Source organism: Pedobacter nutrimenti, from assembly GCF_032678445.1.
GTDB lineage: Bacteria > Bacteroidota > Bacteroidia > Sphingobacteriales > Sphingobacteriaceae > Pedobacter > Pedobacter nutrimenti_A.
The window spans coordinates 273,462-296,309 of sequence record NZ_JAVTSQ010000002.1 but is presented as its reverse complement, the minus strand read 5'-3'; the positions used below and the strand labels follow the sequence as shown (position 1 = coordinate 296,309).

General features: G+C 41.2%; 17 protein-coding genes and 1 tRNA gene. 12 read left to right on the top strand and 6 right to left on the bottom strand.

Annotation, left to right across the window (positions count from 1 at the left end):
• Positions 1-8: 8 nt before the first annotated feature.
• Positions 9-917: a hypothetical protein gene (locus R2S08_RS03985; protein ID WP_316833953.1), complete on the bottom strand. Its 909-nt coding sequence runs from the start codon at positions 915-917 to the stop codon at positions 9-11.
• Positions 918-1,127: 210 nt separating this feature from the next.
• Between R2S08_RS03985 and R2S08_RS03980 the strand changes: the two genes are divergently transcribed.
• Complete coding sequence (locus tag R2S08_RS03980; protein WP_316833952.1) at positions 1,128-2,660, top strand: glycoside hydrolase family 10 protein; 1,533 nt, start codon at positions 1,128-1,130, stop codon at positions 2,658-2,660.
• A gap of 37 nt (positions 2,661-2,697) precedes the next feature.
• Here R2S08_RS03980 and R2S08_RS03975 read toward each other — a convergent pair whose 3' ends face one another.
• From R2S08_RS03975 to R2S08_RS03965, 3 genes are all read right to left on the bottom strand, one after another.
• Positions 2,698-3,843 carry an acyltransferase family protein gene (locus tag R2S08_RS03975; protein ID WP_316833951.1) on the bottom strand — a complete coding sequence of 382 codons (1,146 nt, stop codon included), beginning with the start codon at positions 3,841-3,843 and terminating at the stop codon, positions 2,698-2,700.
• Entirely contained in the window at positions 3,844-5,763 is a 1,920-nt protein-coding gene (nagB, locus tag R2S08_RS03970) for a glucosamine-6-phosphate deaminase (protein ID WP_316833950.1), read from the bottom strand. It abuts the gene before it with no gap.
• A gap of 121 nt (positions 5,764-5,884) precedes the next feature.
• Positions 5,885-6,631, bottom strand: coding sequence for a DeoR/GlpR family DNA-binding transcription regulator (locus tag R2S08_RS03965; protein WP_133779224.1), 747 nt, complete (start codon positions 6,629-6,631; stop codon positions 5,885-5,887).
• A 234-nt stretch (positions 6,632-6,865) separates the two neighbouring features.
• Between R2S08_RS03965 and R2S08_RS03960 the strand changes: the two genes are divergently transcribed.
• The 8 genes from R2S08_RS03960 to R2S08_RS03925 all read left to right on the top strand — a co-directional run bounded on the left by R2S08_RS03960 (position 6,866) and on the right by R2S08_RS03925 (position 19,265).
• Positions 6,866-10,036: a SusC/RagA family TonB-linked outer membrane protein gene (locus R2S08_RS03960; protein ID WP_316833949.1), complete on the top strand. Its 3,171-nt coding sequence runs from the start codon at positions 6,866-6,868 to the stop codon at positions 10,034-10,036.
• A gap of 17 nt (positions 10,037-10,053) precedes the next feature.
• A complete protein-coding gene (locus R2S08_RS03955; RefSeq protein ID WP_316833948.1) occupies positions 10,054-11,346 on the top strand; it encodes a RagB/SusD family nutrient uptake outer membrane protein in 1,293 nt (430 codons plus the stop codon).
• 276 nt (positions 11,347-11,622) lie between these two features.
• On the top strand, positions 11,623-14,658 hold the full coding sequence (locus R2S08_RS03950; RefSeq protein WP_316833947.1) for a SusC/RagA family TonB-linked outer membrane protein: 3,036 nt from the start codon (positions 11,623-11,625) through the stop codon (positions 14,656-14,658).
• Between the two features lie 4 nt (positions 14,659-14,662).
• Positions 14,663-16,117 (top strand): SusD/RagB family nutrient-binding outer membrane lipoprotein, encoded by a 1,455-nt coding sequence (locus tag R2S08_RS03945; RefSeq protein ID WP_316833946.1) that lies wholly within the window; start codon positions 14,663-14,665, stop codon positions 16,115-16,117.
• A 10-nt stretch (positions 16,118-16,127) separates the two neighbouring features.
• Positions 16,128-16,580, top strand: coding sequence for a hypothetical protein (locus R2S08_RS03940; RefSeq protein WP_316833945.1), 453 nt, complete (start codon positions 16,128-16,130; stop codon positions 16,578-16,580).
• 58 nt (positions 16,581-16,638) lie between these two features.
• Positions 16,639-17,325 carry a peptidoglycan recognition family protein gene (locus R2S08_RS03935; RefSeq protein ID WP_316833944.1) on the top strand — a complete coding sequence of 229 codons (687 nt, stop codon included), beginning with the start codon at positions 16,639-16,641 and terminating at the stop codon, positions 17,323-17,325.
• Positions 17,326-17,361: 36 nt separating this feature from the next.
• The gene (locus R2S08_RS03930; RefSeq protein WP_108554861.1) at positions 17,362-17,577 is read left to right on the top strand and encodes a hypothetical protein; all 216 of its coding nucleotides are present in this window, start codon (positions 17,362-17,364) and stop codon (positions 17,575-17,577) included.
• Positions 17,574-19,265: a S41 family peptidase gene (locus R2S08_RS03925; protein ID WP_316833943.1), complete on the top strand. Its 1,692-nt coding sequence runs from the start codon at positions 17,574-17,576 to the stop codon at positions 19,263-19,265. Before R2S08_RS03930 ends, R2S08_RS03925 begins: the two co-directional genes overlap by 4 nt.
• Here the strand turns inward: R2S08_RS03925 and R2S08_RS03920 are convergent.
• On the bottom strand, positions 19,262-19,594 hold the full coding sequence (locus tag R2S08_RS03920; protein WP_108554859.1) for a 2Fe-2S iron-sulfur cluster-binding protein: 333 nt from the start codon (positions 19,592-19,594) through the stop codon (positions 19,262-19,264). The genes R2S08_RS03925 and R2S08_RS03920 overlap by 4 nt on opposite strands.
• Before the next feature lie 2 nt (positions 19,595-19,596).
• Positions 19,597-20,607, bottom strand: coding sequence for an NAD(P)/FAD-dependent oxidoreductase (locus R2S08_RS03915; protein ID WP_133779234.1), 1,011 nt, complete (start codon positions 20,605-20,607; stop codon positions 19,597-19,599).
• Positions 20,608-20,736: 129 nt separating this feature from the next.
• Between R2S08_RS03915 and R2S08_RS03910 the strand changes: the two genes are divergently transcribed.
• The 3 genes from R2S08_RS03910 to R2S08_RS03900 all read left to right on the top strand — a co-directional run bounded on the left by R2S08_RS03910 (position 20,737) and on the right by R2S08_RS03900 (position 22,837).
• Positions 20,737-21,498, top strand: a complete 762-nt coding sequence (locus tag R2S08_RS03910) for a UDP-2,3-diacylglucosamine diphosphatase (protein ID WP_316833942.1) — start codon at positions 20,737-20,739, stop codon at positions 21,496-21,498.
• A gap of 114 nt (positions 21,499-21,612) precedes the next feature.
• Complete coding sequence (gene prfA, locus R2S08_RS03905) at positions 21,613-22,686, top strand: peptide chain release factor 1 (RefSeq protein ID WP_316833941.1); 1,074 nt, start codon at positions 21,613-21,615, stop codon at positions 22,684-22,686.
• 77 nt (positions 22,687-22,763) lie between these two features.
• Positions 22,764-22,837 (top strand) — tRNA-Asp (locus tag R2S08_RS03900).
• Positions 22,838-22,848: the final 11 nt, after the last annotated feature.

The following is a 22,848-nucleotide window of genomic DNA, read 5'->3' as shown; positions in this document are numbered from 1 at the left end:
TGGATGATTTACTTCAGCAGGATGGAAGATTTTCCCATCGTATGGCCATCAGCGTATAGAATGATCGTGTAAGTTCCCTTTATAAATTCTTTTGGATTAACCCATTGAATAGAATAAGCCGTGTTATCATCATTATAGGAGATGGTGATCATTTCGCTATACTGCATTTGCTGGCTTTCTGCGTCGAACATATTGCTTTCATCTGCAATTAAATTTCCAGCCGGATCAAATACCCTAAGATAGATCTTATGGTAGTCTTTCCGCGCTAAAGGATTAGGTGCGATGCCAAAGGAAATGACGAGTTTTTTCGCTGAACTGGCACTGGTTACTTCAATATGTTTTCCACTGTTCTTTACTTTGTAGGCCGTAACGCCAACATTAAAGGCCTTTAGAACAGCTCCTGTTTTTACTTTATCATTGAGTTCAGAGTTCCGTCTGGCTAATGCATTGGCCCTTTCACTGGCTTTATTAGAGCTTTTGGCCAGGCTGTCCCTTTCGTTTTTTAATAAAAAATTTTCCTGCTGCAGGCGGTTGATATCTTCGTTGTAGCTTTTTACAAATTCATGCAGTTCCTTGATTTCCCTTTGAGCCTTTAACAGTTCATCTTTATTAAACCGTCCTTTTTGCAATGCAGACTTCAGTTCTGCTATTTTTTGACGGGCAAGTCCCTGCTCCTCCAGAAGTTTATTTGTTAACGACAGGTTAATTGCGTTGACTTTGTCTAACTCAACTTCTATCTTTTCAACTTCAAGTTTTAGACGGTCTTTTTCGTTGCTGACACTAACAAAGCGCTCACTTTCCTGTCTGTCTTTTATGTATAAATAGGCGTTTGTGCCAATTAATGCCGCTATTACGATAATGAGAAAATAAACTTTGTTATGGTCGCCTTTAGTACCGGAAACTTTTTGGTCTAACATTTCAAATAGATGTTCAGTTTTTAGTGTAATAATTTTCTTTAGTTATTCTAAAAAAAATCTAACATAAGATAAAAATGTAATAAATGGTAAAAAAAATGCTCAAATTGTATGAGACTTTAAAAAAAATCGTTTACTTGCCTAGGTGGGCTGTGTTGTATTACTTTACATAACCTACAAAAACACACAAATGAACGTCAAAAAAGATAAAGAATGCTTAAGAACATTGTTTATGCAATTATAGTTGCATTTATTTTACCCAACACTATATCTGCTCAAACAACTGCAAAAATCGCTCCAAAAAGAGAGTTTAGAGGGATCTGGGTGGCTACAGTGGCGAATATTGACTGGCCTTCCAAGCCAGGACTAAGCATAGATCAGCAAAAACAGGAGCTGATCGCTTTGCTGGACCAGCATAAAAAGAATGGAATGAACGCAATTATCCTGCAGGTCAGACCGGCCGCGGATGCTTTTTATTCCAAATCGAGAGAGCCCTGGAGTCAATGGTTAATGGGAAGACAGGGACTTGCACCAAGTCCGGGTTATGATCCTCTGGAATTTGCCATTAAGGAGGCGCATTCCAGGGGGATGGAATTGCATGCCTGGTTTAATCCTTACCGCGCCACCATGGGCGGGAATTCGACAGTAAGCAGTGGCCATATGACAGCAAAGCGGCCGGACATGTTCTTTTTATATGGGGGTAAAAAGCAGTTCGATCCTGGCTTGCCTGAGGTTAGGGAATATATAGTTGAAGTGATCCTTGATGTGGTGAAAGGCTATGACGTAGATGGAATTCACTTTGATGACTATTTCTATCCTTATCCGATCTCCGGACAGAGAATAAATGATGCTTTAACATTTGCCAAATATCCTAATGGGTTTACAGATATCAAGGACTGGAGACGAAACAATGTCGACATGCTGATCAAAATGCTGGACGACAGTATTCACCATTATAAAAAGTATGTGAAATTTGGCATCAGCCCTTTTGGTATCTGGAAAAACTCTTTTGAAGACGCAGAGGGGTCTAAAACGAATGGTCTTTCCAATTATGCAGAATTATTCGCTGATTCCAGGAAATGGGTTAAAGAGGGCTGGGTAGATTACATCAATCCTCAGATCTATTTTAGTTTCACCAGAAAAGCGGCTCCTTTTGGAACATTGGTAGACTGGTGGAGTAATAATACTTTTGGCCGGCATTTATACATTGGTCAGGCTGCATACCTGGTGAACCAGAAAATGGAAGCTGCCTGGCGGCAACCAAATCAGATTCCAGATCAGATCAGGTACCTGCGGGAGAACAACAGGGTGCAGGGTAGTGTGTTTTTTAGCTCCAAATCTTTCACTACTGTCGCAAGGGCTGTTGGTGATTCTCTGAAGAATGATCTCTATAAATATCCGGCTCTTCCCCCACAGATGCCCTGGCTGGATGATGTTGTTCCAAATGCACCTCAAAATTTTAAAGCAGAGGCTGCTAATGATGGCGTACACCTTCAATGGACCAAGCCGTTTATGGCAGAGGATGGAGAAACCGCTTCAGGCTATGTGATCTATCGGTTTGATGAGGGGGAGAAAATTTCTGTTTTAAACCCTAAAAATATACTTAGGATCAGTTTTGAAGACTTTACATCTTTCATTGATACGACGGTGGAAAAAGGGAAAAGGTATAATTATTTGGTGACGGCACTGGATCGGTTAAAGAACGAAAGCGAGCCAAGCGGTCCTGTGGGTGTAGAAACAAAATAAAAAAAGAAAGCCTGATGATTTCATCAGGCTTTCTTTTTTAGACTTTAATAAAGATTTTCTTCTTGTACATGATCCATAGAATGACCAGCCAGAAAAGAATCTGTGTAACTGCCCAGGCAAGTGAAGCGTTCACAGGCGAAAAATTTGGACTGTAAAAGCTTTTATACAACCACCACTGTGCGCCTGCCGTTGTTCCATCCGACATTTTTACCTGTATCATGTTTAATGTTCTTGGAATTAAACCGGAAAGGAAAAATACGGTAATGGCATTCACTCCGTAGACTACAAATGGTGTTGTAAACCTGGTGTATTTCTGCACGTCAATGATCCAGTAGCTCAAAGAGAGGATAACAGTTGCCAGTCCTCCGGCGTAGAGCACATAGGAGCTGGTCCACAGAGATTTGTTGATGGGAAATTCAAGATCCCATAGCAAACCCAGGGCAATGGCTGCAAATCCGGTAGAGAACAGCCAGGCAATTTTTGTAGCAGCCTCAATATCTTTACGCTTTAAATAAATACCAACCAGCACTCCAAATAAGCCTGACGCGATGGATGGAACAGTACTTAGGATGCCTTCCGGGTCCCAGGTTTTTGCTGATTTCCATAAATGCGCCTCCGTTAGTAAACTGCGGTCAAGCCAGGCACCTAAATTTGTTTCTTTTTCCAGATTAGGATAGCCAACATGCGGTACAGGTACAAAAGTGAGTAATGCCCAGTATACCACAAGCAGCCCAAGGAGTATTTTAAATATGCTCCGCTCTGAATTCTTCAGAAAAATGACGGAAGAAAAGAAAAATACAAGGGCTATGCGCTGCAATACACCGGGTATTCTGACGGTTTTAAAAGCCTCAAAGGGTTCCGTAAAGACCTTTGGGTATAAAGACAGGAACAGGCCCAGGCCAAACAGGATCAAAGCACGTTTAAAGGCTTTGAGTATAGTTTGGTTATGAAGGGCCGGATCAGCCTTTTTACTCCCCATGGCATAAGCAATAGATACCCCAACAATAAAGAGGAAGAAGGGGAAGATCAGGTCTGTGGGCGTACAGCCGTTCCAGCTGGCATGCTCCAAAGGCGCATAGATATTTCCCCAATCACCCGGATTATTCACCAGGATCATTGCTGCTACTGTTGCCCCTCTGAAAAAATCAAGGGACAATAACCTTTGAGAACTCTTTTCCATCATTTAGAATTTCCACCTCACGAAGGCTTCCATGGCTTCGTATTCTGCCAATCCAAGGTCATCGTAAGCTTTGGCTGTTTCACGGTTTCTGTCTTCTGCTCGTTTCCAGAATTCACGTGAATCGTCTCCAGGGAATACGGCACGGTCTTTCTGTGATTGGTGTTTGAAGATGGCATATTTCTTTTTCTCCAGCTCCTGAGGACTCAGTGGAACAGCCATTTCAATTTCATGGGTTTCAAATTCATGCCATGCGCCACGGTACATCCATAGCCAGCACTCTTGTGCCCAGGCTTCTGTTTTACGAAGTTCTGTTAAAGCTGCAAGGATGATGTTAAAGCATACAATATGTGTTCCATGAGGATCTTCAAAGTCGCCTGCTGCGAAAACCTGCTGAGGTTTAACTTTTTGAAGCAATTCAATGGTTAGTTCCACGTCTTTACTGGTTACCGGATTCTTTTGGTTTTTGCCGGTCTCATAGAAAGGAAGCGCCATAAAGTGAATATGATCATCTTCCAATCCGCAATAGCGTGCACCAGCAATAGCTTCTCCTTTTCTGATCAAACCTTTAACAGACTGGATTTCTGGAGTGTCTACCTGGTTAGGTTGCTTTTGCTCAATGAATTTACGCATATTGTCGTAAATGTTCTGTAAAGCATCCTGGCCCAATCCCATTTTCTGGGCAAAGTCTATACTGAATTCCACAAAACGAAGCGCATCGTCATCCCAAACTGCGGTATTTCCGGAAGTTTGATAAGCCACATGCACGTCGTGCTGCTGGTCTACCAGACGGATAAATGTTCCGCCCATAGAGATCACGTCGTCGTCAGGATGTGGCGAGAAGATGATCACCCTTTTTGTAGCCGGTTCTGCACGTTCCGGTCTTTGGGAGTCGTCGGCGTTTGGTTTACCTCCAGGCCATCCGGTAATGGTGTGCTGAAGCTTGTTGAAGATGTGGATGTTGATGTTGTAAACCGGACCTTTTTCAACAGCAAGCTGTGCCATACCGTTGTTGTTAAAATCGTCTTCTGTAAGTTTCAGGATTGGCTTTTGAAGCTTGTTGGCCAGCCAGATCACCGCTTTACGAGTTAATGTTTCATCCCAGATACAATCTTTAACCAGCCAAGGTGTATCAAAACGGGTTAATAAGGAAGCTGCATCAACGTCCAGAATAAATTCTACGTGGTCTGATAATTGTAGATAGGTTGCAGGAACTTCACTTGAAATCTCACCTTCTACCGCTTTTTTAATAATTGAAGCTTTTTTTCTGTTCCAGGCCATAAGGATAATTTCCCTGGCTTTGAAGATCGTGCCGATACCCATGGTAATGGCTTTTGTTGGAACGAAAGATTTTCCACCAAAGTCCCTGGCCGCATCACGTCTGGTCAGGTCGTCCAGGGTTACCAGTCTGGTTCCTGAGTTTGGTGCTGATCCCGGCTCATTGAAACCAATGTGTCCGGTACGTCCAATACCGAGGATCTGAATGTCTAATCCACCCAGTTCTCCGATTTTTCGCTCATAGTTGAGGCAAAATGCGGGGATTTCTTCCAGTGTAAGTGTGCCATCAGGGATGTTCACATTGTTTTTATCAATATCAATGTGATCAAAAAGATTTTCATTCATGAATGTTACATAACTCTGTGCGGCATTAGGCTGCATAGGGTAATATTCATCAAGGTTAAATGTAATTACATTCTTAAAACTCAGTCCTTCTTCTTTGTGTAAACGAACAAGTTCTGCGTAGACTGCAATTGGTGTGGCCCCCGTTGCTAAGCCAAGAACGGCCATCTCATTTTGTTCTTGCTTTTTTTTAATAAGGTTTGCAATACGGTGAGCAACATTCAAAGATGCCTCACGCGGATTGTCAAAGACAGAAACAGGCAGTTTTTCAAAGCGCGTCTCTTCTAATAGATTTAATCTAGCCATTTATTAGGTTGTTAAAATTGGTACGGAGCAGTAAATATAGCACACTATTTCTATAATATCTAGAGAATAATGAACAGATATTTATGTTTCTGATCAAAATTAATGGCTGATCGTTTTTTGCTTACAGAACTTTAATGCCTTTTGTTCTGTATGCATCCAGTTCATGGCTGGTTGCGGGAAGTTCGGTGATCAGATAATTTATTTTTTCCAGGGAGGCTACCTTAAGCCTTTGGGTGGTGTTCAGCTTTTCTGAAATGCACAGTACTGCAGAATTTTTGCAGGAATTCAACATGGTTTTTTTGAGTTGATTGATTTCCCAGTCGGTATCTGTAAGCCCATTCTGTGCATGCATCGCACTTGTGCCGAGCAAACAGAGATCTGCATTGATTTCGGATAATTGATTGATCACATGACCTCCATAAGTTACCTGAGAATTCTTGGAAAACAGGCCTCCGATCAGGATGACTTCTATTTTAGCATATTTAGCCAATTCTATGGCTACATAAGGGCTGATAGTGAAAAAAGTAGCTTGAAGATGATCTGGTAATTGTTTAACAAGTTCTATAATGGTTGTTCCGCCTCCAGTTAAGATCACCATGCCATCTTTGATCAGGGATATGGCTTTTTTTGCAATGGCGATTTTTGCTTCGCGGGCATAAACATTTTTATCGTCAAAAGAAGATTGATAAGAAGTTGAAAGTGCTCCTCCGTGAACTTTAATTAACTGATCTCTATCACATAACTCCTGGAGATCTCTTCTGATGGTATCTTCAGATACATTTAATAACTGGACAAGATCAGAGGTGAGTACTCTGTTGTGTAGGTTGATCTGGCGCATGATGAGATCATGGCGTTCCTTCTTTAACATGGACTGAATTTTTTGCTAATGTAATAAATATATGAAAAGAAAATAGAAGTTGCGGATTTATGCGGATTTGTGCAACATTATTTTGCTTGTTTGTTCATAAATAGTTAATCATTTCTTGTATTTAATAAAAAACATTTAGGATATTTACTTTAGGAACATCTTTGTGCGTGTAATTGCGTGTTTAAGGATGTGCTGTCAAATTAACAATTGGCCATAATTACTAACCAAACAAGTATGAAAAAAATCTACACATTATGGTGCTTTAGATGCATTTTTGCTTTTATAGTACCCGTTCTATTATTGATGTTTGCCAGTTCTGCTTATGCGCAGAGCAAACGGTTTACTTTAGTCGGTAAAATTGTGGATGCATCAACCAAACAAACCATCCCGGGGGTTGTGGTTAAAATCCAGGGCAGCAGTTTTGCTACCGCATCAAATAATGATGGCGTTTTTAGTCTTGCAGCTAATTTAGCTCCGGGAACTTATCAGGTTACGTTTTCTTATATTGGTTTTAAGTCTGTGAGCAAGCCGGTCATTCTCGGTGCTGACGAGAAAGTAACCGTTAATGCAGAATTAGGGACTGATGCGGTTGGCCTGGATGAGGTGATCGTTACTGGTACTTCACAGGGAACGACACGTAAACAATTGGGAAGTTATGTGAGTACGGTTAAGGGAGATGATCTTGTCAAAGCTCCTAGTGGTAATGTGCTGGCCTCTTTGCAGGGGAAAACTGCTGGTGCTCAGATCAGTCAGAATTCGGGGGATCCTGCAGGAGGTATGTCTGTGAGATTGAGAGGGGTGAGCTCTGTGAATTCTTCATCAGAGCCGCTGTATATTATTGATGGAGTAATTGTGAATAATTCTACAACGCGTGTGACGAATACCTCTGCTAATTATGACGGAGGAAATAATTCTGGTAGTCCAGTTGGTCAAAATGGAAATTTTGTTGGAAGTGTGGGTCAGAATAGGATGGTTGATATTAATCCAAATGACATTGAAAGAATTGAAGTGCTAAATGGAGCGGCGGCGGCGGCAATCTATGGTTCAAGGGCAAATTCGGGTGTGGTTCAGATTTTTACCAAAAGAGGGGTGAGCGGAAAACCAGTAGTGAGCTTCTCGACCAGTTTGATCGTTAGTAAATTACGCAAGCAGGTGGAAGTAAATCAATCTCCGGTAAAATTCGGAGGGTCTCCAGACGTGTTCACTCAGGATATTATCGCTGTCACTGGAACTCCTCCGGCGTTAGCGACGACTACAAGTCCTGTAACCCGATACAATTATCAGGATTATATCTTTCAGACGGCTACCGGTACAGACAACAATATTTCTGTGTCTGGGGGAAATGATAATACCAGAATCTTTACTTCGGCAGGTTATTTTTCTAACGAAGGAATTATTAAGAATACAAATTTTAAAAGATATAATTTTAGAGCAAACTTAGACCAGAAGTTGAGTGATTGGGCTAAATTAACTGCTGGGTTTAACTATGTTCACAGCGATGCAAATGAGAAGCCGGACGGAAACTCTTTCTTTTCTCCGATGAATTCAGTGACTATTATTGGTAACTTCCATGATATCTTTACAAGGGATGCGTTGGGGAATTTAAAAGCCGTTGGTGAACGCGGTAGGGTAAATCCCGTTTCTGTAATTGAGGACATCAAACAAAGACAGTTTACCAATAGAATTATCGCGAATACGGGTTTGAAATTGAATCCGGTAAAAAATCTGACTATTGACTATACCATGGGTGTCGATAATACCATTCAAAATGGTACAACCTATATTCCCCCTTTTGCCTATAATGTAAGTACCGGTTTCTACGGAGGCGGGGCGACTTTAGATGCGAGTTTAAATGGTTATGCTAGTGCTGCAAATGCAACTACGACATTGTTCAATAATGAATTAAATTTTACATATGACGCAAAATTGGCGGAAGGATTACTGTCAACGACGCAATTGGGAGGGTCTTACCAATACCAAAAGGACTTATATTCTCTTTTGAACGGACGTGGCCTGGCTCCTTTCATTGAGGTTGTAAACGCGGCTAGTACCGTTCTTCCAAATGTGGATAGAAGGTCCGAGTTTACCATTAGCGGAGCTTACATACAGCAAAATTTCAAATATCGCGACCATTTGTTTGTGACTGGGGCATTAAGAGTAGATCAGTCTTCTGTGTTCAGTAGTGCGAATCGTACCCAGGAGTATTTAAAGGGAAATGTGAGCTATGTTCTTTCATCTGCTGATTACTGGAAAAACCTTGGGATTTCTGACTGGTGGAGCACATTTAAGGTAAGGGGAGCCTATGGTGAATCTGGCAACTTAACCGGAATTGGGGCTTATGATCGTTTCAATGAATATTACTCAAATCCGCTTTTGGGAAATACAGGCTTTACCGGAAGTAATACCCTTGCGAATGAGAACGTTAGACCTGAACGTCAAAGAGAATTGGAGTTGGGAACAGATATTTCCTTCTTTTCAAACCGTTTAGGCGTTACTTTTAACTGGTATAGAAAAAAGGTGAAAGACCTGTTGCTACCCGTTGTGATAGCTCCAACTAACGGTTATTCCAGCCTATTGGATAATAATGGAGCTTTGGAAAATAAGGGGATTGAATTGATGCTGACAGGAGCGCCAATCGCAGGAAAAGATTTCAAATGGAATACGACCTTTATCTTTAACAGAAATAGAAATCAGGCACTCAATAGCGGAGCTCTTCGATTGATCACAACAAATGCAGGGGCGCCGGTTGCTATTATCGATGGTCAGCCCATTGGTGTTTTTTACGGGACCTTCTTTGCAAGAAATCCGGATGGAAGTTTGTTGACCAACGCTGCAGGTATCCCACAAACTGAACGGGGAATTCAAACTTCTGCAACCACTTTTACTCCTCAGAGAGATGCTAATGGAATGCCAACGGGTACCACACTCCGTAAAGTACTTGGAAATCCAAATCCAGGGTATACTGCTTCCTTTGTAAATGATTTCTCCTATAAGAAATTTAATCTGCATATTCAATTAGATGCGGTTCATGGAAGTGACGTTTGGAATGCGGATTGGCGTACACGTCAAGGCGTAGGAAATGGTTTGGTTGCAGAACAGGAACAAGAAGGGAAATTGCCTCGTGGTTATATTGCTGGTGCGTATGCTGTTGAAGAATGGAGAATCGATAACGGTTCTTTTGTGAAATTAAGAGAGGTATCTCTAAGTTATAATGTGGGGAAAGTTAAATTTTTACAGGACCTGACTGTTAATCTAAGTGGAAGAAACTTGATTTCCTGGGACAATTATAAAGGATATGATCCGGAGTTAAATTCAGGTGGACAATCAACATTGTTACGTAATATTGATTTTGGTTCCGTGCCAATTCCACGTACGTTTACTTTAGGAGTGCAGGTTAAGTTTTAATTTCAAAAAGATCAGATATGAAAAATTTATATATATATAAAATAACACTTGTGGCCTCCTTGATATTGGCTTCGACTTCCTGTAAAAAAGAATACAAAGATCCAAATGCAGCTTTGGCTACAGACGTTTTAAACTCTTCCCGGGGACTAACTGGTATTGCTGTCGGTCTTCAGAAATTGTATTCGGCTGGAAGGACGGGAGTATATTTTAATTCTATCGAGGCCAATGGTTTTGTAACCAATGAATTGTTGCTGTCAAATTCTGGGAATATACCAGAATTGCAATTGTTTAGCGGAGGAAATAGTGTTGATGGTACGAATACCATACTGGGTAATTTATGGAGTTATTCCAGTAAAATTATTTTTGATGCAGACAATGTGATTAATAATGCAGCCAACCTGCCGGATAAGAATTATGCTGCTGGTTTGATTGCTTATTCCAGTATTTTTAAGGCCCTTGCTTTAGGAAATTTATCTCAGTACTGGGAAAAAGTTCCCGCCAGTATTGGTAAGAATGTAAATTTCATTACAAGGGTAGAGGGTTTTAATAAAGCTATTGCTGTAATTGACAATGCGCTTGCCGTTATTACTGCAAATGCTATAAGTGCGAGTTTTAACGCAAATATTCCTAAGAATATGAATGTTAAAAACACCTTGTTGGCTTTAAAGGCGCGTTACGCACTTTTTGCAGGTAACTATCCCTTGGCTCTGACTACCGCTAATTTGGTTGACCCGGTTGGATATTCTACATTTGATTTTGATACCAATACTTTTAACCCGATTTACGATATTGCGACCTCGACAAATAATGTTTTCCAGCCAAGTAATATTAACCTTGGACAAGCTGGATCTTTTGTTCCAGACGCAGCAGATCAGCGGGTGCCTTTTTATACCCAGCCAATAACAAAGGCTCCTTTTCTTGGAATTAAAGGCTTTGGCGCTGCTTTAACTCAGTCTATTCCGGTATTTCTGCCGGGAGAAATTACTTTGATCAAAGCAGAGGCGTATGCCCGTCAGCCAGATCTTACTAGTGCCTTGATTGAACTAAATAAAGTTGTGACAAAGACTCCTTCCTCAGATCATTTTGGTGTAGGCGCTGCCTTACCTTCGCTTACAGGAACCTATACCCAAGCTCAATTACTGGATCTGATTTATAAACACAGGTGCATTGAATTGTATATGTCTGGTTTGAAGATTGAGGATATGAGGAGATTTGGGCGGCCAAACTCGGACAGGAAAAGAAACTTTTTCCCTTATCCTTTCACAGAACGGGATAATAATCCGAATACTCCTGCGGATCCCACTTTTTAATAAAGTATTTCTTTATCCAGGAATATACTCCCTATTTAATATAAAAACACAAAGGCCCCATTTGGGGCCTTTGTGTTTTTATATTAAGTTCATTTATATCATGTTTAAACACGCAAATTGCTGCATATTAAAAGCTATATAACTGAATTTTAAGCACTTTTTTTCTCGATATGATTTTATTAATAATATATTTTTCTAAATTTATTGCATAAAGACGCATAAAGACGCAAAAAACATTATGCCGAATGAGAAAAACTTAATCTTAACCAATTCATTATGAAAAAAAAACTACTCCTATTGTTGTGGGGGACCTTTATGCTGGCAACTCAGGCCTTAGCCCAGCAAATTTCGGTATCCGGAAAGGTGACTTCCTCTGATGATCTGATGCCTATCCCTGGAGTATCTGTGAAGATAAAGGGCAGCAGTACGGTCGTTCAAACCAATACAAATGGTGTCTACTCCATTAAAGCTGCCTCATCTGATGTGCTGGTATTCAGCTATATTGGGATGATTGCCCAGGAAATTCCTGTGGGTAACAACAGTAATTTGAATGTTGTGTTGAAGCCAACGGCAAACAATTTAAATGAGGTTGTGGTAACCGCACTGGGCGTTAAGCAACAGAAACGGGCATTGGGGTATGCAACTCAGGAAATTAAGGCTGCAGACATTGCCAATACCAATCAATCCAACCTCATCAATGCCTTAAAAGGCAAGGCTTCTGGCGTGCAGATTACCAGTGCGGGGGGAGCCGCAGGTTCAGGATCAAGGATCCAGATTCGGGGGATTAACTCCTTGAATCCTTCAGCAAATAACCAACCCCTATTTGTTGTAGACGGAATTCCTATTTCAAACAATACGGATCAGCTCAATGACAATTTCCAAAACACGAATAGGGCAGCAGATATCAATCCAGATGACATCGAAACCATGACTATTTTGAAAGGCCCAGCTGCATCTGTTCTATATGGTTTGAGAGCAGCAAATGGTGCGGTGATCATTACAACAAAATCTGGTAAAGGTGGAAAGCCGGCTTTTAGTTTCAAATCTTCTTATAGCTTTGACGACGTAGCCACTAAGCCCGCTATTCAAACCGCTTATGGTAATGGAAACAATGGTGCATACATTCCGACAGTTAATTCCTGGGGGCCTAAAATAGAGGGAATTCCAAGCTATAACCCTTATGATTTGTTCTTCAAAACAGGTCATCAGGCTCAAAACTCTTTTACTTTTAGTGGTGGAAATGAAAGTGCTACCTATTTTACTTCCATTGCAAATTCTACTCAGGATGGCGTAGTTCCAAACTCAGATTATGGAAAAACATCTATAAAGCTTGCCGGAACCCTAAAAGCCTCTGATAAGTTGAAGTTTGAGGGATCTGCAAATTACATCAATTCAGGAGGAAAGAATCCTCGTACTGGTGTCTCCTCTGGAACAATTTATTATCTAATGCGTTCTACCAATACGGTCGATCCAAGAGACTATTTAAACCCAGATGGATCTGAGAAAACATATAACGCTTCTATACAGAATCCATTCTATTTTACAGAGAATGCTTATCTAAGAGACAATGTAAACAGACTTATAGGAAACCTTGGTGTCGAATATAAGGCGACGGACTGGCTGACTTTCAATTATAAAGCGGGTTTGGATCATTATACGGATTTCAGACAAGTGTATAACGAGGTTGGTTTGTTGATTAGCCCATTGGGGTCTATGACAGAACAGAGGATCAGCTATAATGAAATCAATTCAAATTTCTTTGCCAGAGCTTCTAAGCAATTTGGTGACAAATGGAATGTGAATTTCTTGCTTGGACATTCCTTTACTCATATTAATGGAACGAACCTTTCCTTAAATGGAACTCAGGCTGTAGTTCCAAACGTGGAAAGCATTAACAATTACAATGTCTATAACCCAACAACTTTTCCAACTAAAAAGAATATTATTGGTGTTTTTGGCGATCTGACGGTGAGTTATAACAATACCGTGTTTGTGAATGTGACAGGAAGAAACGACTGGTCATCTACACTACCAGCTAAAAACCGGTCGTTCTTTTATCCATCAACGAGTCTCTCCTATGTCTTTACAGAGACTTTGGGTTTGCAGGATAATCCGATCTTTAATTATGGTAAGTTAAGGGCTTCTTATGCTGAAGTTGGTAAAGATGCAGACCCTTATCAAATCGGAGAGTATTATTCAACACTTCAGGCTTTTAGTGGTGTGAGTGGGGTAAGAAGAGATATTAAAGTTGGCTCCGAATCTCTGCGTCCGGAGAGAACAAAAGGATTGGAGTTTGGGGGAGAGTTTCATTTTCTGAAAAACAGAATTACCCTGGATGCCAACTATGCTATACTGAATAGTGTTGATCAGATCGTTCCAGTTCCAATCAGTTACGCTTCAGGTTTTGATATTTTCGTGACGAATGCAGGTAAAATCCGTAACAACTCACTGGAGTTTTTGTTGACAGCCAATGTGATCAATACACCAGGGTTTAAATGGGACATCAATGCCAACTGGTCGCAAACAAAAGGGCGTGTGCTATCGATGCCTCCCGGAGTAAGCGAAATTCAATTCAATCCCGAAACACCATGGGTTAAGCAAATCATTAAAACTGGTGGCAGGCCAGGAGACTGGTATGGCTGGCCTTATTTAAGGGTATCTGATCCAAGCAGTCCGTATAATGGACAACTTATTCTTGATGCCAACGGATATCCGTCAACCACTCAACAATTGTCAGATAACTTCCTGGTTGGAAATGCCTATCCAGACTGGGTTGGTGGTATTGGCAGTACATTGAATTACAAAGGATTTACATTCTCTTTCCTGTTCAGCTTTAAGAAAGGTGGAGACGTGTTCGATATACCGAGAACACAAAGATATACGACTGGTATAGGTGCAGAAACGCAAATGAGAAATGAAATGGTGATTTTTAAAGGCGTTAAGAATACCGGTACTGCGGCAAATCCTGTATATGTTCCAAACGACAAAGCTGCCCTGATTGACCAAAGCTTCTATAACAATAGTTTTGCGTACAGGCTTTCTACAGAAAACAATGGTTTTCAGGATGCTTCATGGGTAAGGCTGCAAAATGTTTCGCTTGCTTACGAATTGCCTAAAAAATGGCTGAACAAAACTTTTATTAAATCTGCATCACTTTCTGTAACAGGGAATAACCTGTGGTTAAGCACACCTTTTAATGGATTTGATCCGGAGGCAAGTGCTTATGGTGCGGGATCAAACTCAGTTGGCTATGTAGGAACGGGTATTCCTTCTACAAGAAGTGTATACGTTGGTATAAATGTTAATTTCTAAAAAAATGAAAAGAATAAATATAAAAGTCCTGGTTATGATGGTTGTTGTTGCGGCATCGTTTGGTGCTTGCAAGAAGGCCCTGGACATTAATGATGATCCTTCAAGGTTAACTCCTGATCAGGCGAATTTATCAGGCCTTTTAGGTGCGACTATTCAGTTTACTGCAACATCTTTTTTTAATGTGGGACAATATGGAAACAGCTATCCACAATATTTAGCTGGTTTTAACTCCTATGAAGCAAATATAGACTCCTATAATCCTTATGGATTTGACAATATCTGGGAGTCTGCTTACAGGGATGCGATGCCAAACTTAAAAGATATGATTGACCGTGCAGAAAAGCTCGGAGCTCCTCAGTATTCTGGGATTGGCAAAGTTCTTTTTGCATTAACTTTGATGCAAAGCACAGACATCTGGGGAGATTTGCCTTACAGCCAGGCTTTCAAAGGGCCAACTGTTCCAAGTCCAACCTATGATGCGCAACAGGACATCTATAACACTTCATTAAAGGCCCTTTTGGATGGAGCAATTGCCGACCTGGCTAAACCTGTTCCCACAACTGCAAGTTTAAAAGTTGGTACAAGTGATCTTATTTTCGGAGGAACAATTGCCAGCTGGCAAAAAGTAGCCTATGGAGCACGGGCACGCTATTATCTTCATTTGTCTAAAAAGGACCCTGCCAATCTTGTTAAGGCCATCTCTGATGTTTCCTCTGCGATTGATGACCAAAAGGGAGCTGTAGATTTACAGTTGAAATACTCTCAGGAAAGACCAAGCCCATGGTATACAAATCTGGGCCAACCCGCAATTACTGCAAAACAAGGTCGTCCTTCTTATTTCCTGGTGAACCTGATGAATGGCACAGGATATTTTAGCGGCGTAATAGATCCAAGATTGCCAAAATTATTTGATAACGCAGGCGCTGCTACCTATACAGGCCGGCCAGTTGGCGCACTGAGTACAGATCCTGGTGCAATCCTGGCAAACTCAGACGTAACGGATAAAACCTATTATGGCGCAAGAACATCTCCTGTTCCTATATTGACTTATGCAGAGATGCAATTTATAAAGGCCGAAGCCCTGATTGGAACAGACAAGGCTGGCGCATATACCGCTTATATTAATGGTATAAAGGGAAATATGCTGAAACTTGGGGTTTCAGATGCGGATATAACCACTTATACAACAAATGCAGTTGTCACTAAGAATGGGAACATTACGATTACGGATATCATGCTCCAAAAATACATTGCCTTATTTCTTCAAATGGAGACCTGGACAGATATGAGACGTTATCAATATGATGCTGCTATTTATCCTGGCTTGAAACAGCCGAATAAAAATCTTTTAGGCAATGTATATGTTCAGCGGGCAAAATACCCTGATAATGAACCAGGACGAAATCCTAATGTGCCTAAGATTCCAAATCAGGCCCAAAAAATATGGTTGTTCAATTAATTAAGAGAAAATGAAAACGAATATATCAATAATGGTTGCAGGTCTTTTTTCGGTGATGCTGTTGACCACTGCATGTAAAAAGAATGCACCAGATCAATGGCTGCAGGATAATATTACAGTTATAGGCAAGGTACCGGTTGTAGCCAGTTTTACCATTCAACCCCCTGCTACTGCAAATGTGACTTCGGGAACACCAGTTCCCCTGGATTTAAGATACTGGTCTGATGATCCGATTGACAAGATCAATCTAAGGGCAACAGTAGGTACGGGCGGTCAGCAGTTGGTATCAACGACAGCTTACCAAAAGGCTTATTCCTCTATAAGTCGTACAGATTCATTGATTCTGAGTTATCCGGTTCCTTCTGGTCTGGCTACCGGAACAGCGATTGTTCTGGAGGTTGAAGTTGTCAATAAGAACACTTTATCTAAAAAGGGATCTTTAATTACTTTGAAAGTGAAATAATGAAGGATCACTCCAACAAAGGCCCTTGCAAAGGGCCTTTGTCCTTATTATTGTATATATGAAACCGATTTCAATACTGAATAAATCATTTTTCTTCACACTGCTTGGCTTATTGGCAATATCCGGAGCTTATGCTCAAAAAATCTATCCGGTTATTCAAAAACCCATCATTTTTGATGAAGAAAGAAAACAGCTTTCCCTGGAATACCTCGAAAAAAGGCATGGGCTACAACAAACAACGCCGACCATTAAGCCTGTTATGATTGTGCTTCACTGGACTGAAATCCCTTCTTTGGAAAAAACTTTTAATGTATTCAATAGCTCTACTTTACCAGGAGCCAGGAGAGAACTTACTTCTGCGAGCAGTTTAAATGTGTCTTCACAGTATCTTATTGATCGTGACGGGACCATTTACCAGCTCTTGCCGGATACCATTCTGGCCAGACATGTGATTGGGCTAAACTATTGTGCTATTGGTGTTGAAAATGTTGGTGGAGAGAAATGGCCCTTAACAGAGGCGCAATTAGAGGCAAATGAACAACTGATCCGGTCGTTAAAGAACAAATATCCTATTGAATATGTAATTGGGCATTACGAGTATAATTTGTTCAGGGGAACTCCGCTATGGAAAGAAACGGACTCAGCTTACAGGACGGAGAAAACCGATCCGGGTATATCCTTTATGAGAAGAATCAGAGAGAAAATAAAAGATTTGGATATAAAAGGTGCAGCCTCCCATAAATAAGATTTATCGTATTACAATTATTTATATTTTTGCATTATGGCAAATTTTACACTTACTCCTGAAACAGCGCAAAAAGTTAAGATCAAATTTCTAAGAAAGTACCGTGAACTGGCAGGGGAGAACATCTCCTTTACCCCGGGGCAGGAAGAAGAATTGGTGAATCAGTTGATGAGCCTGATCAAAAGAGACAGGAAATATGTTGAATTTACCATCAATAAGGCTTTGGCCGATCCAGATGGTAATAGATTATGATAAAATATAAACCCTTTATTGCTGCCGGGTTAATCGCAACCGCTGCGCTGACCTGGTCTTTTAAAGAAGATCTTTTCCAGGTTTCCAAAAACCTGGATATTTTCGCCTCCCTTTACAAGGAAGTCAGCATTAATTATGTAGATGAGACCAACCCGTCTGATCTCATGAAAACAGGCATTGACGCCATGCTGGATGGACTTGATCCCTATACAGAATATATTCCTGAGTCTGAAATAGAAGACTATAAACTAAAGTATGTCAGCACCCAATTCGGAGGAGTAGGTGCAAGTACGGTCTTTATTGAAGGAAAACTTTTTGTGAATGAAGTGACAGAAGGTTATCCGGCTAATAAACAAGACGTCAGACCCGGAGACCAGTTTGTACGTATTGGTGGTGTGGAAGTGAAAGGAAAAGACAGAAGTCAGGTTACGCAATTGCTCAGAGGGCCAAAAGGCTCTTCTGTAGACCTGCTGATCATCCGGGAAGGAGCGGTTTTAAACAAGACCTTGATCCGGGAAGAGATTAAACTGCCAAATGTTTCTTATTCCGGGATAGTCGATGATATTGCTTATATCCGGTTGGATAAATTTTTGGAGAATTCAGCGCAGGAAGTCAAAGATGCCGTGCAGAACCTGACGAAGAAACAACCCAAAGGAATTGTGCTGGATTTGAGGTACAATGGAGGTGGAATCTTGCAGGAAGCTGTTAAAATTGTAAATCTTTTTGTGAATAAAGACGTGCTCATCGTTACACAAAAAGGAAGAAATCCGGAGAAGACCATCAGTTATAAAACGGTTAGTGACCCCATAGCCCCACAGGTGCCCCTTGTGGTGTTGGTTAGCGGCTCCTCAGCCTCAGCCTCTGAAATTGTTGCAGGTGCTTTACAGGACCTGGACAGGGCCGTCATCGTTGGTCAGCGGAGCTATGGAAAAGGATTGGTGCAGCAAACCTTTAATCTACCATACAACAGCCTTGTAAAGGTTACGGTGGCCAAATATTTTACCCCGTCGGGCAGATGTATCCAGGCTATTGATTATTCCCGTAAAGGTGAAGGAGGTAAAAGAGTTAAAATAGCCGATTCGCTGATCACAAAATTCAGTACCAAAGGCGGCAGGAATGTGTATAACGGAAACGGGATCTATCCGGACGTTTTTGTAGATGCCAAGAAGTATAGTCCCATCACCATTTCATTAATCAGTAAAAATCTGTTTTTTGATTTTGCCAATTCCTATAAGAAGAGCAATAAATCCATTTCCTCTGCAGCAGACTTTAAAGTCTCAGATAAGGATTATGAGCAATTTGTAAGCTCTCTTGCAGATAAAGATTATAAGTATACTTCAAATGCAGAGCGTTTATTGTCTGACCTTAGGACAGAAGCAGAAAAAGAGAATAACCTGCCTGCTGTGAAGGCCGATCTGGATGATTTAAGGGCAAAAATGCAAACCGCTAAAAAAGAAGATCTTTATACCTATAAGGAAGAAATCAGGAAAGCGCTGGAAACACAGATTGTAAGCCGGTACTATTTTGAAAAAGGAAAAGTATTACAAGCATTTCAGTATGATAAGGAATTTGCAGCAGCAAAATCTGTGTTGAACAATACACCTAAAATGCTTGTAATCTTAAAAGGTACAGGAGAATATAAAACGATTGGAGATCCGGCCAGGAAAAACCTGGCCATGGATAACTAGTCTAATCCACCATGTAATTTTACAGTTAAACCCTCCATAGCAGGGTTTAACTGTAACTGGCAGGCCAGTCTTGAATTCGGTAATACATCTGGTAAAGTATCCAGCATAGCGTACTCATCGTCAGACATTTCGTTCAGTTTGTCTTCGCCTTCAAGTACATCCACGCAACAGGTCGCGCAAAGTGCCATACCTCCGCAGGTCGCTAAAATATCATATTCACAGGCTTTTAAAAACTCCATCAGGCTCAGGCCCATATCGACAGGCGCTTCCAGAGTGGTTAAGCTGCCATCTGCATTTTGTACGTGTATATTAATGTTGTTCTCTTCCATAATTAAAATTCGCTTACGCCATTAACGGTGGTATATTTCATGGTGTATTTAACGCCTGGGTTCATGTACTGGTAAGCGCTGTGGCTCATTAACGCAGCCTCATGGAAACCACAAAGGATCAATTTCAATTTGTTTGTATAGGTGTTGATATCTCCAATAGCGTAGATTCCAGGGATATTGGTCGAATAGTCGTCTGTATTCACCTCGATCGCACTTTTGTTGATGTTCAGGTTCCATTGCTCAATCGGACCCAATTTAGGGCTTAGTCCGAATAAAGGAATTAAATGGTCGGCAGCAACATTGGTTACCTCTAAAGATTTGTTATGAATGATTTCCACATTCTCCAGTTTTCCAGAACCTGAAACAGAGTTTAAATTGCTGTTTAATATTAGATTGATGCGTCCGCTTTCAGCAAGAGCCATCACTTTATTTACAGAATCCGGTGCTCCACGGAAGCTCTCGCTGCGGTGAACCAGGGTGAGTTCTTCTACAACATCGGCTAAAAAGATGGTCCAGTCCAGGGCAGAGTCACCACCACCGGCAATCACCATTTTCTGTCCGCGGTACTGTTCAGGGTCCAGGATCATGTAGTTTACACCACGACCATTTTCGAATTGTTCCAATCCTGCAACTGCGGGTTTGCGGGGCTCAAAGCAACCCAGTCCGCCAGCAATAACCACAACTTTCGATTCAATGATCGTTCCCATATTGGTGGTCAGCACAAAATCGCCTTCACCACGTTTCTCCAGGCCTTCAATACGCTCGCCCAAAGTAAAACCAGGGTGAAATGGTTTACCTTGTTCCATTAGGTTGTCAATGAGCTCCTGTGCCAAAACAGTTGGATAACCAGGAATGTCATAAATTGGCTTCTTGGGATAAATCTCAGAAAGCTGTCCCCCAACTTGTGGAAGATAGTCTATTAAATGACAACGCATTTTGAGTAATCCTGCTTCAAAAATCGCAAATAAACCTACGGGGCCGGCGCCAATGATGGCTATATCTGTAGAAATCATGTATTTAAATTTTGGGGCGAATTTACAAACTTTTGTTTGAATAAACGGGTTATCAAGAAATATTCTACATAACTCCTAGAACTTTTTGACAAAACACCGATCGAAATTTGTTTATCTTTGCCCTCAGAGATGGTAAAAAACATATATTTCGCCTCTGATTTCCATTTGGGATCTCCTGATGAAAAGACCAGCAGGACCCGGGAAAATCGTATTGTTCGCTGGTTAAATTACATAGAACCAAGCTGCAGTGAGCTCTTTTTAATGGGAGATATCTTCGATTTCTGGTTTGAATACAAAACGGTAGTTCCCAAAGGCTTTGTTCGTTTGCTGGGTAAACTGGCCCAGATGTCTGACCAGGGGATTAAGATCTATTTCTTTAAGGGGAACCACGACATGTGGGTAAATGATTATTTTACCAAAGAACTGGGCATACAGATCATTAGTGATGAATTTGAAATGGAAAGAAACGGAAAACGTTTTTACCTTCATCATGGCGACGGATTGGGACCCGGTGACCGCAAGTATAAATTTCTCCGCAAAATATTCAGAAACCCGATTTGCCAATGGCTTTTTTCACTGGTTCCACCCAGAATAGGAATGGGTATCGCCAATGGCTGGTCATCCAGTAGCCGGGCTGCAGGTACTACACCCGATGGGGTGAGTAAAGAAAAGTTCATGGGAATGGAGAATGAATGGTTAGCTGTTTATGCCAAAGAGGTCTTGCAGAAAACCCATTATGATTATTTTATTTTTGGGCACCGTCATTTACCACTAGACCTGCAATTGTTTGGAAATAGCCGCTATATTAACCTTGGTGAATGGCTTAATTTTTATTCTTATGCTGTTTTTGATGGCAATGAGCTATGCCTTAATTATTTTGAGTCGAAATAATTGATCGAAAAACCTTATTTTTGTGGTCCAAATAAATAACGCTACGCTATACATCCGGCTGTTTGTTTACTGCCGGGGATAAAAGTGAATGAAAATAATTTTCTTTAGAACGATATGTTAGAAAAATTAGAAGCCATTAAATTGCGCTGGGAGGATGTAGAAGAGCAGTTGAGTAATCCTGATACCGTTCAGGACATGAAGCGTTTTGCAGCTTTAAATAAAGAGTATAAAGATTTAGGCAAAATTGTAGACCAGTATAAAATCTACAAAAATGTCATGAGTAATATTGAGGCCAACAAAGAAATCCTAAGTACAGAAAAGGATCAGGAAATGCGTGAAATGGCCAAAGAAGAACTGGATTTGTTGCTTAAACAACAGGAAGAACTGGAGGAAAAAGTTCGGGTGATGCTGATCCCGGTTGATCCTGAAGATGCTAAAAATGCAGTTTTTGAGATCAGAGGCGGTACAGGAGGAGATGAGGCAGCTTTATTTGCAGGAGATTTATATCGAATGTACACCCGTTTCTTTGAAACCAAAGGCTGGAAAGTAGAGACTGTTGATGTTACTGAAGGAACAGCAGGTGGTTACAAAGAGGTGATCCTCAAGGTGTCGGGTGAGGATGTTTACGGGCAATTGAAATATGAATCGGGTGTTCACCGTGTACAGCGTGTACCGGATACAGAAACCCAGGGGCGTGTACATACTTCAGCGGCTTCGGTTGCAGTTTTGCCTGAAGCAGAAGAGATCGATCTTTACGTCAATCCAGCAGATATCGACCTGCAAACTTCCCGCTCAGGTGGTGCAGGTGGTCAGAATGTGAATAAGGTAGAAACCAAAGTGCAATTAACCCACAGGCCTTCAGGCATTGTTGTGGTATGTCAGCAGGAACGTTCACAGCTGGGTAACCGGGTGATCGCGATGGAGATGCTTCGCAGTAAACTGTATGATATTGAATTACAGAAAAAAAACGGAGATATTGCTGCCCGTCGTAAAACTATGGTATCCACAGGAGACCGCTCAGCGAAGATCAGAACCTACAATTATCCACAAGGAAGGGTAACCGATCATCGCATTGGTTTGACCTTATATAACCTCAGCGGGGTGATGGATGGTGGCGTTCAGGAGCTGATCGACGCTTTACAGTTTGCTGAAAACGCAGAAAAAATGAAAGAAGGATCTGTAGCTTAATGAGTTACGATTATTTTTAAAAATAGTTTGTGAATATAAATAAAGGCTCTATATTTGCAATCCCGAAAGGGAACAACGGACCGGTAGTTCAGCTGGTTAGAATGCCGCCCTGTCACGGCGGAGGTCGCGGGTTCGAGTCCCGTCCGGTCCGCAAAAGCACTC

Coding starts and splice junctions, on each gene's coding strand:
- R2S08_RS03985 (WP_316833953.1), bottom strand. CDS start 917: ATGTTAGACCAAAAAGTTTCCGGTACTAAAGGCGACCATAACAAAGTT.
- R2S08_RS03980 (WP_316833952.1), top strand. CDS start 1,128: ATGCTTAAGAACATTGTTTATGCAATTATAGTTGCATTTATTTTACCC.
- R2S08_RS03975 (WP_316833951.1), bottom strand. CDS start 3,843: ATGATGGAAAAGAGTTCTCAAAGGTTATTGTCCCTTGATTTTTTCAGA.
- nagB (WP_316833950.1), bottom strand. CDS start 5,763: ATGGCTAGATTAAATCTATTAGAAGAGACGCGCTTTGAAAAACTGCCT.
- R2S08_RS03965 (WP_133779224.1), bottom strand. CDS start 6,631: ATGTTAAAGAAGGAACGCCATGATCTCATCATGCGCCAGATCAACCTA.
- R2S08_RS03960 (WP_316833949.1), top strand. CDS start 6,866: ATGAAAAAAATCTACACATTATGGTGCTTTAGATGCATTTTTGCTTTT.
- R2S08_RS03955 (WP_316833948.1), top strand. CDS start 10,054: ATGAAAAATTTATATATATATAAAATAACACTTGTGGCCTCCTTGATA.
- R2S08_RS03950 (WP_316833947.1), top strand. CDS start 11,623: ATGAAAAAAAAACTACTCCTATTGTTGTGGGGGACCTTTATGCTGGCA.
- R2S08_RS03945 (WP_316833946.1), top strand. CDS start 14,663: ATGAAAAGAATAAATATAAAAGTCCTGGTTATGATGGTTGTTGTTGCG.
- R2S08_RS03940 (WP_316833945.1), top strand. CDS start 16,128: ATGAAAACGAATATATCAATAATGGTTGCAGGTCTTTTTTCGGTGATG.
- R2S08_RS03935 (WP_316833944.1), top strand. CDS start 16,639: ATGAAACCGATTTCAATACTGAATAAATCATTTTTCTTCACACTGCTT.
- R2S08_RS03930 (WP_108554861.1), top strand. CDS start 17,362: ATGGCAAATTTTACACTTACTCCTGAAACAGCGCAAAAAGTTAAGATC.
- R2S08_RS03925 (WP_316833943.1), top strand. CDS start 17,574: ATGATAAAATATAAACCCTTTATTGCTGCCGGGTTAATCGCAACCGCT.
- R2S08_RS03920 (WP_108554859.1), bottom strand. CDS start 19,594: ATGGAAGAGAACAACATTAATATACACGTACAAAATGCAGATGGCAGC.
- R2S08_RS03915 (WP_133779234.1), bottom strand. CDS start 20,607: ATGATTTCTACAGATATAGCCATCATTGGCGCCGGCCCCGTAGGTTTA.
- R2S08_RS03910 (WP_316833942.1), top strand. CDS start 20,737: ATGGTAAAAAACATATATTTCGCCTCTGATTTCCATTTGGGATCTCCT.
- prfA (WP_316833941.1), top strand. CDS start 21,613: ATGTTAGAAAAATTAGAAGCCATTAAATTGCGCTGGGAGGATGTAGAA.